This is a genomic window from Chryseobacterium sp. c4a (assembly GCF_009900745.1).
In the GTDB taxonomy this organism is placed as follows: Bacteria; Bacteroidota; Bacteroidia; order Flavobacteriales; family Weeksellaceae; genus Chryseobacterium.
This window is the reverse complement of record NZ_WXVU01000004.1, coordinates 59,512-74,187: the sequence shown is the minus strand read 5'-3', so window position 1 is coordinate 74,187 and position 14,676 is coordinate 59,512. Positions and strand designations below refer to the sequence as shown.

The window sequence follows — 14,676 nt, the reverse complement described above, 5'->3', positions numbered from 1 at the left end:
ATCATATTCATAAATTAATTAAAGGATTTTTGCTAAAATGATTTTGATACTGCAAATTTACGACGATGACAAGCGGACATGATTTGTGAAACAAGAAAAAGATTTGCTCATTTACGCCATTTTAAAAATTCTTCTTATCTTTATTTTATGAATGACAGCCATTTTAAAGCCGTTGAAGATGAAGAATTTTATGTATATCATGTGCTCACGGGAAACATCACAACGGATATCCATTATCACAGTTCTGCGCAGCTGGTCTATGCAGAAGGAGGTATTGTGCATGTTTTTACAGATTTGAAACACTGGTATCTTCCGGCAAGATGTTTTATGTGGATTCCTGCAGGAACGCCACATTATCTTTTTTCTACCAGTCCAAAAGTAGATTTGTATAATTTTTACTTTAAAAAAGAAGAAGGTGAAAGTGGCTTTTTTGATGAAATTAATATCTATTCTGTTAATGAACTCCTTCGAGAAATGATTTTATATACGAAAGAATGGGATGGGAAAATCACAAAAAATGACCATTCTAAATATTATTTTCTCAAAGCTCTTAAAGGTGTTTTACAAGAAAAAAAACACAAACATTTAGCATTTCCGATACAACACCCTTTTCCTAAAGATGAAACCCTGCTGAAGATTGCAAGATATATTCATGCTAACCTGGAAAAGCCTTTAACCATTGAATCTACAGCCAAAGAATTCGGAATGAGTACAAGAACTCTTTCCAGAAAATTCAAGGAAATTTTAGGGATGAATTACGTCCGTTTTCTGAGAGCTTTAAGGATCACCCGTTCTTTGGAACTCATGCTGGAAGGAAAATACAATATGTATGAAATTGCAATGATGGTGGGCTACAATAGCTTGTCTTCTTTCAGTAATATTTTCAAAAAGGTAATTGGAGTAGCTCCTACGGAATATCAGCAGAAACTGAGAGGGGATAGGTAGTGAGTGGGAGTGTGAATGAATTGAGTACGCTGAACCCAATATATCTTGATTCTTGATTCTTGGCTCTTTGTTCTTTATTCTTTATTCTCCCAATCTTACTGCACAAAAAAACCACCTCAAATAAATGAAGTGGTCTTGTATGGTGAGAAATTCTCAGTCGCTTATTAAGCTTCTTCAGATTTAGCCTCTTCCTTCTTAGCAGCAGGAGCAGCTACAACTGGAGCATCAGAAACGATGTCGAATTCGTAGTTGTACTCAACATTTCTGTGAAGTCTGATAAGAGCAGCAAATTTACCAGTTCTCTTGATCGTGTTACCAGGAATTTTGATATATTTTTTCTCTACAGAAACACCAGCTTTTTCTAAAGCAGCAGATAGATCAGCATTGTTGATAGATCCGAATAATTTATCACCAGCACCTACTTTTGCAGGAATAGTGATAGAAGTTTTCTTCAATTGCTCAACTACAGCGTTAGCAGCAGCGATTAATTTAGCTTCTTCTTCTTTTCTAGCTTCTAATGTAGCTTCTAAAGCAGCTTTGTTTTTAGGTGTAGCTAAAAGAGCAATTCCTTGAGGAATTAAGAAGTTTCTAGCATAACCAGGCTTTACGTTTACTGTATCAAACTCAAGTCCTAAGTTTTCTACGTCTTTTTTTAGGATAATTTCCATTGTTGTTGTCCGTTTTTAGTTTTAGAGAAAAGAACAAAGAAAAAAGAAAAAAGACCAATGTCTTAGAAATTATTTCTTTTCTTTAATCTAAAAATCGTTAGAATTAATGATGTATTCAGCAACAAAAGAAGAGATTGCTCTCTTCTTTTATTTATTTTTTGTCTTATTTTAATAAGTCAGCTACGTATGGTAGTAATGCAAGGTGTCTTGCTCTTTTGATAGCAGCAGAAACTTTTCTTTGGTATTTTAAAGAAGTTCCAGTGTATCTTCTTGGTAAGATTTTACCTTGTTCGTTAACGAATTGTAATAAGAAATCAGCGTCTTTGTAATCAACGTGCTTAATTCCGTATTTTTTGAATCTACAATATTTCTTTTCAGATTTTGTATTGATATCAAGCGGAGTAAGGAATTTTACTTCTGATTCTCCTCCAGCTGAGGCTTGTTTAGCCATTTCATCTATTGCCATGTCTTGTCTTTTTTAAAAAATAGGGTTAATTAATTAAGCTTTAGCTGATTTTACTTTAGCTCTTCTAGTTACAGCGTACTCAACAGCATGCTTGTCAAGTTTTGTAGTAAGGTAACGGATTACTCTTTCGTCACGCTTAAATGCTAATTCTAAATCAGCAACTACAGTACCTTCACCTTTAAACTCGATTAAAGTATAGAACCCATTCTTTTTCAATTGGATTGGGTAAGCTAATTTTTTTAATCCCCAGTTTTCTTTAGCAACGATTTCGCAGTTCTTTTCTTTGATAAGATCTACATACTTGTTCACTGCTTCCTCTACCTGTGACTCAGATAGAACGGGAGTTAAAATGAAAACAGTTTCGTAATTGTTCATAATGTTAAATGAATTTGTTAATTATTTCGAGGTGCAAAACTAGAAAATATATTTGTAATATGCAAGAGTATTTATGAAAAATAGAGTATTAATCGCAGGAATTTGAGTGCTGATGGTGTTTTTCGTATTTTAGCCGAAGAATTTTTTATTTCATGAAAACTAAAATTTATACACTGCCGTTGTTGCTGTTGGGAATTAGCAGCTATTCACAGGATAAAATATCCAAGAAGAATGGGACTTCTTTTGATGCTAAAATTATAGAAGTTGGTGCTTCTCATATTACTTACAAAGAATTGGATTATCTGGATGGGCCTTCTCATTCGTTAAACAAATCTGAAATTTACAAAATCACTTATGCTAATGGAAAGGAAGACCTTTTGGGGAAATACCATAATATTGAAGAAGTGAAAACTTTTATTGCTGATAAAATTAAAGAGTTTGGAGCAGACCGTGATAATGGATCACTAAGATTGGCTGCCGAATTTGAAGGAAATAATATCAGAATAAACTCGGTAGATAAAAACGGGAAACTTTATTACGAAGGAGATTTGTGGAATCTGAGTAATGTAGTAGACTTTCACAAAGTATCAAAAAGGAAAAATGGGGATGCATTTTTAAATATTGTCACCTACAAAGTGAAAAGATCAAGTGAAAAACTGGATAAGCTGGTGATTAGAATCATTAATTACGGAGTTGCTGAAGAGCTGTCAGAAGCCTTTAAAGACCTAAATATAATGCTAAAAAAAGACCTGTAAACAACAGGTCTTTTTTTATTATAGGAAGTTTAGTCTTTTCTGAGTTCCGTTAAAAAATTCACTTTTAATACATCATACAAAGAATGTCTGCTTACAAGGATAGAAGCAATAGATGAAACCATACCGGCAAGCATCAGATGAAAGATCAATGAATGTCTGTCTGTCATCTCCAGAACGATGATTGCAGATGTAAATGGAGCTCTCGTAATGCCTGTGAGAAAGGCAACCATACCGCCAAGAACAACAACATTGGTCTCATTAGGTGTTAAATGAATGATCCCTGAAATGACAGAGCCAATGCTGGCACCGGCAGACAGGGCAGGAGCAAAGATTCCCCCGGCCCCTCCGGAGGTAAAGGATAAAGCTGGCCCCAGCATTCTCAAGATAGGAACATACCAATCTTCATGTTTATCTTTGGTAAAAAGAACCCGTTCCATAATTTCCTTCCCCGAACCTAAAATTTCACGATTGATGAAGTAGGCAATGGATGCAATGATTAAAGCACATACAATAAGAAATGCAATATTTGCTTGATCTGTTTTCAGTGTTTTCTTTTTCCATCCGTTGATTGCAAGCATAATTACCGATAGCTGGCTTGCCATAATTCCGGCAGTAGCTGCTACGAGAATGATCGGAAACATTACCATTAAAGAAACATCATTCGTTTTGGGATATCCAAGGTATAAATAAGATCCGGCTAAAGTCTGGGCAGTTAAACCTGCAATAATGACCGCCGTAAATAAAGCCGTTTTAAAGTAGTTAATGTGGGTTTTTGATAATTCTTCTACTGCAAAAACAATTCCGCCAAGAGGTGTATTGAACGCTGCTGCCAGTCCGGCAGCGGCACCCGTCATAATCATGTTTTTCTTGGAAATCTTAGGCCACCAATCGGGTAGATATTCATTCACTTTCCTGAAAACAGAACCTGCAATCTGAATAGTAGGGCCCTCGCGACCCACAGCACCTCCTCCGATGACCAAAATCACAGAAGAAACGATTTTAAAAATGATGATCTTTAAACTTAAAAGACTCCTTATCTTCTTATGTTCTTTGGGATTTGCCAGTTCTACTGCTGCCATCACTTGTGGAATGCCACTGCCTTTGGCATTGGGTGCAAATTCCTTTACCAGCCACCATGAAAGTACAAATCCAATGGGAGCAATGATGAAAATCATCCATGCATGCCAATTGAAGATAAAATTCATGAGATTTTCTCCCCATGCAAAAAGTTGAGCATATAATACTGCAAAAAAACCGGTAATAACAGACCCGATCCAAAAAGGAATAGCCTGAAGAAGGTTATATTTCAGTTGTTCATTCCGGATATTATCAAAGGAATTTTTCAGGGACTTTTGAATAAGGACAAAGATTTTCAGCATTTGTTGGTTTTGAGGGATGAAATTACGGCAAAAAAACTAAAATTTATATCTCTTCTAAAAATTTTGAGACCATAAGAACATTCTCAAGGCTCAATGCCTTTGATATCCTCAATCCTGTAATATTGCTTTTAACTTCAATCTTGAAATCCGCATCAGAAATAGCCTGTATAGCTTTTTTCCTTTCGGGATTTAAGAATGCTATCGTTTTGTAAGGATCACTTCCCAAAACATAAAAATCTTTAAAGTCTTTATCTTCTTTAAAATTAACCTTAAAACTGCTAAATATTCCTGCGATTCTGTCTGCAAGCTTTTTCCTATTGATGGAAATAAAACCAAAGTCTTCCTTCATTTCCTTTAACCCCCAAACTTCCAAAGAATCATATTTATCAGTGGTGCGGGCTCCTCTGATTGTTGTTCCGACTGAGTTGACAATAAAAAGATAAAAAGTACTCGATTGATTTTTGGTTGTAAGCTTATAGCAGAGTTTAGGTTCGTATAAGAAATCTATATTCTGTGATTTGAATTGCTGGTATAGAGAATCTTCAATATCTGCCATTGAAATATCATAGATCGCAGATAGCTGATCATAAATTTTAAAAATCAGCTCCTCATCTTCTTTGGAAAAATCAAATAATTTGGTAACATAGAGTTTCCTGAAATCAAGTTCCATTTGTAATAGTTTCTATAAAGGTAAAATTATTTGATGAATAATGGGATTATAAAAGTACAATGATCATGGAACAGATGATATGCCATACAAAGAAAAAATCCCACCCGTAAAGAGTGAGATTTTGATATGTTTAATTTTTAATAAACTTAGCACTTACATCTCCGATCTTGTAAAAGTAAGTTCCTTTTGTCAGGTTTTCAACGTCAATAGTGACTGTGTTGTCACTGGATCCGAAAAATTTATTAAAAACAATCTTTCCAGTCATATCATACACTTCTACTTTATTGCTCCCGTTTCCCGGGTTTGAAATAGTAAGGTTTTTACTTGTAGGAATTGGGAATGCTGCTAATTTAGTTATATTCTGAATTTCCTTTGCTGCCAATTTGGAAGTTGGTAGGCCAAATACCTCAAAAACGGATTTATTATTGGTGGTATAATTCTCTACAATAATTTTATTGGTATTCGAAACAGGATCATGGAATACACTATAATCTTTTTGGTAAGAAAAATTAGGATCAGGGGTGAAGTCTTTGATAAGAAGCCCATCTTCGTTGATAAGAAGCAGTTTTCTATGATAATTATCAAATGAGCCTGGAGCGTATTTTTCAGCAGTTATTAAAAATTCTAATTTATCATCAGTATTAAAAATGTTTTTGGAGATAGCATGATTATATTGTCCTCCATCATACCATAAGATAGCTTTGTATCCTGCCGGTACAGGAACATCTATTGTTTTAATCAATGCAAATGTTGAGCTGTAAAGTTTCAGAATATTAGTGTATGCTGGTGCATTAACATACACCATATCATTGCCTTTAGCAAAAGCAAATGCTCTTTCTCCTGCTGTAAAGGAGTTTTCTAATGTGATTTGTTGCCCGAACATAAGGACTGTCACTGCGATTGCAGCAGATAACATCATTTTTTTCATGGTAATAGTTTATTATAATTTCCTCTCAGAACACTTTTTGAGTGTCTTGTTTTTAATTTGAATGTGAAATTAGGTTAATTTTTTTTAAACGGTGGTAAACGATTTCTTAAAATAGGAATAAAGACCTGCAAAAACGATGTTCTATTAAATAAGGATATTATTAAAATAGAGTAGTGCTGAAATAATATAGATATCTAAAAACAATCATTATGAAGAATATTGACAAAATGTTTCAATTATTTCTTTTCCATTGCATCTTCTATTTTTCGAATCATGTTTACAGCATTCGTGTTTTCCGGATGTAAGGCTAATGATTTTTTATAATTTTCTAAAGCTAAGACATAATTTTTAGCATAGAAATAACCTTCACCTAGACTATCAAAAGCATTAGCCGATTGTGGATTTTCCTTAACATTTAAAACAAAAACTTTAATACTTTCATCCATTCTTGAATTTCGCAATAGGGTATAACCTATGTCATTCAACGTATTTTCAAAATTCCATTTTGAATTTTTTGCTTTAAGAGAATGGTAGATTCTCTCCGCATCAGGATTGTTCTTTTTTGAAAATTCAGAGATAATGGTCTCTTCTGCTAAGGAATAATCGTCTGCTAAGTTTTTATCAAGCATTGCAGCAATATGATTGATGATCCTGTATTGAACAGAGAATAAGCTATATCCATTAGACATCATAATGATTGCTATATTATTCTGCGGGTAAATTTTATAGGCGCTTACATTTCCTCCGGAAAAATTATAAGAAGCTATATTATTTACTTTACTAATGTCCCATCCATAGGTGAAAACATCCTTTTTATTGCTAAAATCAAAAGGATGCCACATCATTTCTTTCGTCTTTGGATTTAAAAAATCACCTTTGCTAAGGTGAAGACTCCATTTTAAAAATGCCGGAAGTGTTATGGCAATGCCATTGGCAGAATGAGCTCTTGTTCCGCTAACATCTGTAGATTTTTCATACTGCTTTTTTTCTGAATTGTAATTGTATTTAATCACGCGGTTCGGGATCTTTTCGAGAGCGTTTGAAGAAAAAATGACCTGGTTTTTAGAATCGGAAAACTGATTATTCAGGATGAACTGTTCAAAAGGTTGTCCTGTAATTTTTTCAATAATCATCGTAAGCAGGAAATAATTGGTCTGATTATAGCTGAATTGATTTCCTGTTTTAAAATCCATTTTTTCTCTGGACAGTCTTTCAATAACTTTAGCGTTAGAGTCATCTGGCAAAATATCATTAAAAGCGATAAGATTAGGAAGTCCGGAAGAATGCGTGATCAGGTTTTTTACTTTAATGTCTTGCCATTCTTTAGGTAAATTGTCAAGGTATTTGGAGATTTTGTCTTCTAAAGATAATTGTCCCTTTTCAATCAGTTGAAAAACGCCAACATTTGTCATCAATTTTGAGGTAGAGTATATCCTGAACATAGAATTTGAATCCACTTTTTTATCATTTTCAAGATTTTCCGTACCATAATATCGTTGAAAAACGATCTGATTATCTTTTATCACACCAACTGCAAGACCGGGAATCTGATTAATTTTAATCACTTCTTTTACATACTGGTCAATGGCTGCAGATGGATATGTTTTCTGAGAGTAGGTATAGATGGAGGTACTTAAAGCTAATACGGTTAAAATGAATGGTTTCATAGCTAATTGGGTTATGTTTTATAAAAGACAATTTAAACCCTTATGATATTACTTCTCTCTTTCAAAAATACTGAACTTGAACCACAAAAAAACCTCCGATCAAAAATCGAAGGTTTTAATATTGATGATATAATCGGCAGGAAATAAATTACTTATTACCGATTACTTATTCTTATATTTCCGTATTCAGATCCCAGTTTTCAAGGTAATCGTGAACATGCTTCAACATCATTCCTCCTAGAGAACCATCTACGACTCTGTGATCGTAAGAGTGAGACATAAACATTAAGTTTCTGATTGCGATGACATCACCATCAGCCGTTTCAAGAACTGCAGGTTTTTTAACGATCGCTCCAATAGCAAGGATTGCAACCTGTGGCTGAGGAATGATTGGAGTTCCCATAAGGTTTCCAAAGCTTCCCACGTTAGAAATTGTATACGTTGCCCCTTGAGTATCTTCTGGTCTTAACTTCTTGTTTCTTGCTCTGTACGCTAAATCATTGATTGCTTTTGCAAGACCTGACAGAGATAACTGATCAGCATTCTTGATTACAGGAACAATAAGGTTTCCGTCTGGCAGAGCAGTAGCCATACCAATGTTGATATTTTTCTTTTTGATGATGTTTTCACCGCTTACAGAAACATTGATCATTGGGAAATCCTGGATTGCTTTCACCACTGCTTTCACAAAGATAGGCATGAAAGTAAGTTTTTCACCTTCACGTTTTTCGAAAGCTGCTTTATGTTTAGCTCTCCATTTTACAACGTTGGTAACGTCTGTTTCAATGAAAGAAGTTACGTGTGGAGCAATTTGTTTTGCTTTTACCATGTTTTCTGCGATGATCTTTCTCATTCTGTCCATTGGAATGATTTCATCTCCCGCAGCAGCCGTAATGGTTGCAGCTGGTGCAGAAACAGGAGTTGGAGCGGCAACGGTTTGTTGAACCGGAGCAGCCTGCTGAGCAGGTTGGTTTCCTCTGTTAGCAACGTAAGCTAAAATATCTTCTTTAGTAATTCTTCCTTCTAAACCGCTTCCTTTGATAGATTTAAGTTCAGTTTCAGAAATATTTTCCTGTTGTGCAATTGATTTTACAAGTGGAGATAAATAAAGATCTCCTGAGAATTCTACATTGGATGCAGCTACAGTTTGTAAAGGCTGCTCAATTGTTTTTAACGTTTCAGTGTCCGGAGTAGTTGCTGGTGCTTCAGTGGTTACTTCCTCGGAAGCAGAACCTTCTCCTTCAATTTCTAAAATAGCAATGGCCTCACCTACTTTTGCAACTTCATCTTTTTGCTTTAAAATTTTCACTATTTTTCCCGAAACTGGTGTCGGAACGTCTGAATCTACTTTATCTGTTGCAATTTCTACTACAGAGTCATCCTCTTTTACGTTATCACCTTCATTGAATAACCAAGTGATAATTGTCGCTTCCATAACCCCTTCTCCCATGGAAGGAAGCAATAATTTGTATTCTGCCATTTTTGATTTTTAGATTTTGACAAATATATAAAAAAAATCGGTTTTTTTATGAAATATATAATTTTACATGAATTCAATGTAGATATTTTCTCCTACATTCAATCCAAACAGGCTCTTAGCTCCGTTTTTCTTACTTCCTTTATAAATAGTAAGCTCCAATAACTGACTGTCATTGAAAATTGCAGCAGACTGCCCATGAAATTCCGTTTCCCTTTCCCAGTCTGAAACCACTTCCGTATGGCTGGAAAAGATCCTTGAAAGACTCAAGTTCCTGAATTTTATAGTAAAACCATTGTATCCTTTGCTTATATTTTCAAAGAAATCTTTGTTGATATTTGAGATTATATTTCCGAAATTATCAATATAGGTAACTTCACCAATAATCATTCCTTCAGACTCATTATAAACAGCTCTGGGGAACATCAGCTGCTTCACAGAATCTATTTTTCTTCCAATTACTTCCGGAAGGCCACCGTTAGCAAGATGTACAGCTGCCGGAACAAAAATGTCGGTAGAAGTAAAGTTGATGATATCGTCAAAACGATTATTTAAAGTAATCTCATAGATTGCTTCAGGTTTAATATCAAAAAAGATCAGACTTAAAAGACCATTATCTGCGGCCAGAAAGTAAGAACCATCAGCTTTATAAAGAATATTTTTTCTTGATTTATTGTAAAAACTATCTACAGAAATGATGTGGATACTGCCTTTAGGGAAGTATTTATATGCGTTTCTTACAATATATGATGTTTGTATAAGGTTGAATGCCTGGATGTCGTGGGTTATATCAATAATATTAACCTCAGGATTTAGAGACAGAATTTTGCCTTTCACAGCGGCAACTCTGTAATCTAAATTTCCGAAATCCGAAGTAAGGGTAATAATTGACATGAGCAATTTTAGAATAGTGTAGTCATGCAAAGTTATTTAAAATAAAAGGAAAGCCCGAAAGATTGTTGAAAAGAATTTGATATAAATTTGAAAAAAAGCTTAATTTTAAAATCTAAAAATAAAAATACTGCATGTTTGAATTGACCTATGATCTGGAAGAAATCGACGCGAAAATCTTCTATGGAGTTAATAACCAATATTTCAACTTACTAAAATCAAGCTTCCCAACCATTAAAATTACAGGAAGAGATCATTATATCTTTGCCATGGGTAACCAGGAAGCATTAGACATACTAAAGCAAAAACTGGATGATATCGTAAAATTTATCTCAAAAAATAATTCGATAGGACTGAAAGACGTTGAAAATATTCTGAATATTAAAGATGAGAATGAAAAGCAACTGATTTTTGACCAGGATATTATCGTAAAAGGAGTAAATGGAAAAGTCATTAAAGCTAAAACAACCAATCTTAAAAAACTGGTAAAAGAAACAGAGAAAAAAGATATGGTGTTTGCTATCGGGCCAGCTGGTACCGGAAAAACTTATACCAGCGTAGCTTTGGCTGCAAGAGCTTTGAAAGATAAGGAAGTAAAAAGAATTATTCTGACAAGACCCGCTGTAGAAGCAGGGGAGAGCCTTGGATTTTTACCTGGGGATCTTAAAGAAAAATTAGATCCATACTTGCAACCTTTATATGATGCGCTTCGTGATATGATTCCTCATGAAAAACTGGAAGGCTTTATGGAGAAGAAAGTGATTGAGGTAGCGCCATTAGCTTTTATGAGGGGACGTACTCTGGATGATGCCTTTGTAATTCTTGATGAAGCACAGAATACGACTCATGCCCAGATGAAAATGTTCCTGACAAGGATGGGGATGAATGCAAAATTTATCATTACCGGAGATCCAAGTCAGATTGACCTTCCGAAGAACCAACAATCCGGATTGAAAGAAGCAATGAGGATTTTGAATGGAGTGAAGGAGATTGGTTTTGTGTATCTTACAGAGGAAGATGTGGTAAGGCATCCTGTGGTAAGGAAGATTATTCTTGCTTATAATGATGAAGAAAAAAGATTGAGAAATGACTAAAGCTAAATAAGTAAAAATGTTGTTAACCTTTTATTAACTTTCGAATTTTGTCTTAAAATTTGTTAATTTAAAAAAAAGAATTAGTTTTGCAGTCCTTAAATGTATAACTAATAAACAATGAAAAAACTTTTACTTATTGCAGCCGTTGCTGTATTGGGAGTTACTGCAAACGCGCAGGAATTTAAATTTGGACCTAAAGCAGGTTATTCTTTATCAATGCTTAAAGCAAGTGGTGAAGGACAAACTTACAAGTTTGATGCAAAATCTACTTTTTATGCCGGGCTTATGGCTGAATATAAATTCAACGATAAGTTTGCTGTACAAGGGGAGGTATTATATTCTCCAATAGGAGGTAAGCAGGAAGAAACGGTTTCCTATAGCATGATGGGGGCTACTGCTACAGGTACTCAAAAATCAGACTGGAAACTAGGGACAGTGCAAATCCCTGTGAGTGCTAAATATTATGCAACAGAAAACTTAGCTTTTGCTTTAGGACTTAACGTAGGAATTATTACTTCTGCAAAAGTTAAAGTAACAGCTGATTTAACAGCAACTGCAGGAGGTCAAACGTCTTCTGATTCAACAAGTGAAACAGAAGATATTAAAGATAATTTGAATAAGTTGAATTTAGCTCCATTTGTAGGTGCTGAATATACTCTTGAAAACGGACTATTCTTTGATGCAAGATATAACTTGGGAGTTTCTAATCTTATGAAAAAACAAGATGGTGGAAACGGAACGCTAAAAGATAGCTTTGTTCAAGTAGGTGTAGGTTTCAAATTCGGAGGAAATTAATCTGAAAGATTGAATAATCAAAATTGAGATATAAACAGGACAGATTTGTCCTGTTTTTTGTTTTTGGTGAATGCCATTTATTGGAATATGTCCCTGTAATGAAAATAATTAGTATTTTTGGGGCGTAAAATTTAAACTTAAAAAATGAAAAAGCTATTATTAGTAGGTGCTTTTGCACTTTTAGGAGGAGCGGCTCAGGCTCAGGAAGGTTTAAAATTAGGTGGACATATTGGGATTCCTGTATCTGATGCAAGTAACGTATCTTCATTTACATTAGGAGTTGATGGAGCTTATATGTGGAATATTGCTAAAGGTTTTGACCTTGGGGTAGCAACAGGATATTCTCATTTCTTCGGAAAAGATCACTTTGATGATTTCGGATTCATTCCAGTAGCGGTTGCCGGTAAATATAAATTTAAAGGTGCACCTATCTTTGTAGGATTAGACCTAGGATATGGAATTTCTACAAAAAGCGGAGTTGATGGAGGTTTCTATGCACAGCCTAAATTTGGATATCAGATGTCTAAAGGAGAATTGTATATAGGATATCAGTCTGTAAGCAACAGCCAGAAAGTGGGCTGGGGTACCTATAGCTGGACTGCAGGAGCAGTGAACCTAGGGTTCAATTTCTTCATTAAATAAATAATGTTGATATAATATACAGAACTCCGGCTTTCAGCTGGAGTTTTTTATTGAGATACCTCCTTATAATGTGGTGGTATTTTATTTCTAAGCTCTTATTGTGTAGCATTGAGCAGTTTATCATAAACTCAAATTATAAACAAATGTTTAAATTTTAAGAGTTAATGGCTTAAATGTTAATATTTTAACAATGTTGTTTTTGTTGTATGGGGTAGAAATGAGGTGATTTTGATTAAATTTTTAAATTTAGAAAATTAAGCATATTGGGCTCTGGTTGATAAATTGTTGTTTTTTTATTCATAAAATTGTGAAAAAACCAAAACAGTCTCTTTGCTATGATTTATTTTTACAAATTTGTAAATTTTAACAATGATATTAATCACATTAACAAATTTTAATATTAATGGAGACGACTGTAAATTTGCCTCCAGAAAGTATTAAAAATTTTTAAAATGAAAAAAGTATTATTAGCGGGTGCTGTTGCACTTTTTGGTTTATCAAATGCTCAGATTGCTAAAGGAACTACATATTTATCAGGATCTGTTGGTTATTCTCAAGAAGAAACTAACAACGGAAACTATAAAAAAGAAAACTTCAACGTATTACCTACAGTTGGATATTTCGTAAACACTAACTTAGCGATAGGTTTAGGAGTTGGTTATCAGACTGAAAAAACTACTGAAACTTCAACTTCATCTTTACTTAACACTACAACTGTTAGCGAAGATATTACAAAAAAACCAGCTTTCGTTGTTGCTCCATTCGTAAGAAAATATTGGACTTTATCTGATAAATTATATTTCTTCGGACAATTAGCAGTGCCAATGCAGTTTGGAAAAACTAAAGTAGAAAACAACGATGTAACTACAACTACAACTTCTACTGGTACTTCTACAACTTCAACTTCTGTTTCATCTGAAGCTAAATACACTAAAATTGGTGTTACTGTTAAGCCAGGTTTAGATTACTTCTTAAACAAGAACTGGTCTATCGAAGCTACTATCGGTGAGTTTGGTTATAGCAACTACAAGCCAAAAGATGGTGATGCTACAAACAACTATAACTTCGGATTAAACTTATCTTCTGTAACTTTCGGAGTTAAGTATGTATTTGCAAAATAATAAACAAAGCATATAGCAAAGAAGCCCTAAGTATCTCTTGGGGCTTTTTTTTGACTTTAAACATATTTTAAATTAAATATAATAACTATGAAAAAAATTCTATTAGCATCTGCAATTGCATTATTTGCAGGGGTAAATGCACAAACTACATTTGGTGTAAAAGGAGGATATGCGTTATCAAAATTAAACTCTAATGAAAGTGATTTTGAAGCAGGAGGAGTATCAGGAGGTCTGAAATCTAAATCAGGATTTTATGTAGGTGGATTGGTTGAGCATAAATTCAACAGTAAATTTGCTATCCAGGGGGAAGTAGAATATGCTAATTTAGGAGGAAAAGCAGAAGTTTCTTTACCATACGGAGTTACAGTAACTGAAAAGCTTAATCTTAACAGAATAGTGATTCCTATTTCTGCAAGATATTATGTAACACCTGAATTAGGAGTGTATGCAGGGCCTTATGTAAGCTTTAAAACCAATAATACAGCAAAGTTTGATGTAACAGGTTTACCAGCAGGTGCATCAGTGAATCAAAGTGTAGTTAGAGAGGGCGAGAAAGTGGTAGAAAATTATTTAAATGATTCTTTAAAGTCTACTGATTTTGGTTTGTTTTTTGGAGCTGATTACGACGTTTACAAAGGTTTATTTGTAGATGCGCGTTATAGCTTTGGTTTAACAAATTTGATTAAAAATCCTGCGAACAACGAGAAATTGAAGATGAACTTCTTTCAGATTGGTGTTGGATATAAATTTAAATAAGACAACTTTATATAAAATAAAAACTCTCAGGATTCCTGAGAGTTTTT

The 14,676-nt window shown here is 34.2% G+C and carries 16 protein-coding genes; 7 read left to right on the top strand and 9 right to left on the bottom strand.

Annotation, left to right across the window (positions count from 1 at the left end):
- Positions 1–147: 147 nt before the first annotated feature.
- On the top strand, positions 148–945 hold the full coding sequence (locus GTR01_RS07745; protein WP_160137281.1) for a helix-turn-helix domain-containing protein: 798 nt from the start codon (positions 148–150) through the stop codon (positions 943–945).
- Between the two features lie 164 nt (positions 946–1,109).
- On the opposite strand, the gene rplI is transcribed toward GTR01_RS07745, so the two are convergent.
- From rplI to rpsF, 3 genes are all read right to left on the bottom strand, one after another.
- Complete coding sequence (gene rplI / locus GTR01_RS07740; RefSeq protein WP_047095724.1) at positions 1,110–1,613, bottom strand: 50S ribosomal protein L9; 504 nt, start codon at positions 1,611–1,613, stop codon at positions 1,110–1,112.
- A gap of 163 nt (positions 1,614–1,776) precedes the next feature.
- Positions 1,777–2,079: a 30S ribosomal protein S18 gene (rpsR, locus tag GTR01_RS07735; protein WP_002979091.1), complete on the bottom strand. Its 303-nt coding sequence runs from the start codon at positions 2,077–2,079 to the stop codon at positions 1,777–1,779.
- 33 nt (positions 2,080–2,112) lie between these two features.
- Positions 2,113–2,454 carry a 30S ribosomal protein S6 gene (gene rpsF / locus GTR01_RS07730; RefSeq protein ID WP_048506897.1) on the bottom strand — a complete coding sequence of 114 codons (342 nt, stop codon included), beginning with the start codon at positions 2,452–2,454 and terminating at the stop codon, positions 2,113–2,115.
- A gap of 152 nt (positions 2,455–2,606) precedes the next feature.
- Between rpsF and GTR01_RS07725 the strand changes: the two genes are divergently transcribed.
- Positions 2,607–3,209 (top strand): hypothetical protein, encoded by a 603-nt coding sequence (locus GTR01_RS07725; RefSeq protein WP_160137280.1) that lies wholly within the window; start codon positions 2,607–2,609, stop codon positions 3,207–3,209.
- A 29-nt stretch (positions 3,210–3,238) separates the two neighbouring features.
- Here GTR01_RS07725 and GTR01_RS07720 read toward each other — a convergent pair whose 3' ends face one another.
- From GTR01_RS07720 to GTR01_RS07695, 6 genes are all read right to left on the bottom strand, one after another.
- Entirely contained in the window at positions 3,239–4,588 is a 1,350-nt protein-coding gene (locus tag GTR01_RS07720) for a chloride channel protein (protein WP_160137279.1), read from the bottom strand.
- 43 nt (positions 4,589–4,631) lie between these two features.
- Positions 4,632–5,258 carry a hypothetical protein gene (locus GTR01_RS07715; RefSeq protein WP_160137278.1) on the bottom strand — a complete coding sequence of 209 codons (627 nt, stop codon included), beginning with the start codon at positions 5,256–5,258 and terminating at the stop codon, positions 4,632–4,634.
- 130 nt (positions 5,259–5,388) lie between these two features.
- Positions 5,389–6,186 carry a T9SS type A sorting domain-containing protein gene (locus GTR01_RS07710; RefSeq protein ID WP_160137277.1) on the bottom strand — a complete coding sequence of 266 codons (798 nt, stop codon included), beginning with the start codon at positions 6,184–6,186 and terminating at the stop codon, positions 5,389–5,391.
- A 236-nt stretch (positions 6,187–6,422) separates the two neighbouring features.
- Positions 6,423–7,853, bottom strand: coding sequence for a serine hydrolase domain-containing protein (locus tag GTR01_RS07705; RefSeq protein ID WP_160137276.1), 1,431 nt, complete (start codon positions 7,851–7,853; stop codon positions 6,423–6,425).
- Positions 7,854–8,025: 172 nt separating this feature from the next.
- Positions 8,026–9,333 (bottom strand): dihydrolipoamide acetyltransferase family protein, encoded by a 1,308-nt coding sequence (locus GTR01_RS07700; protein WP_160137275.1) that lies wholly within the window; start codon positions 9,331–9,333, stop codon positions 8,026–8,028.
- A 63-nt stretch (positions 9,334–9,396) separates the two neighbouring features.
- On the bottom strand, positions 9,397–10,224 hold the full coding sequence (locus GTR01_RS07695; RefSeq protein ID WP_160137274.1) for an S-adenosyl-l-methionine hydroxide adenosyltransferase family protein: 828 nt from the start codon (positions 10,222–10,224) through the stop codon (positions 9,397–9,399).
- Between the two features lie 131 nt (positions 10,225–10,355).
- Here GTR01_RS07695 and GTR01_RS07690 point away from each other — a divergent pair, with 131 nt between their 5' ends.
- The 5 genes from GTR01_RS07690 to GTR01_RS07670 all read left to right on the top strand — a co-directional run bounded on the left by GTR01_RS07690 (position 10,356) and on the right by GTR01_RS07670 (position 14,629).
- Entirely contained in the window at positions 10,356–11,315 is a 960-nt protein-coding gene (locus GTR01_RS07690) for a PhoH family protein (protein WP_160137273.1), read from the top strand.
- Positions 11,316–11,432: 117 nt separating this feature from the next.
- The gene (locus GTR01_RS07685) at positions 11,433–12,110 is read left to right on the top strand and encodes a porin family protein (RefSeq protein ID WP_160137272.1); all 678 of its coding nucleotides are present in this window, start codon (positions 11,433–11,435) and stop codon (positions 12,108–12,110) included.
- Between the two features lie 144 nt (positions 12,111–12,254).
- Positions 12,255–12,752: a hypothetical protein gene (locus tag GTR01_RS07680; protein WP_160137271.1), complete on the top strand. Its 498-nt coding sequence runs from the start codon at positions 12,255–12,257 to the stop codon at positions 12,750–12,752.
- A gap of 452 nt (positions 12,753–13,204) precedes the next feature.
- Entirely contained in the window at positions 13,205–13,873 is a 669-nt protein-coding gene (locus GTR01_RS07675; RefSeq protein WP_160137270.1) for an outer membrane beta-barrel protein, read from the top strand.
- An 87-nt stretch (positions 13,874–13,960) separates the two neighbouring features.
- Complete coding sequence (locus tag GTR01_RS07670) at positions 13,961–14,629, top strand: porin family protein (protein ID WP_160137269.1); 669 nt, start codon at positions 13,961–13,963, stop codon at positions 14,627–14,629.
- Positions 14,630–14,676 lie beyond the last annotated feature (47 nt).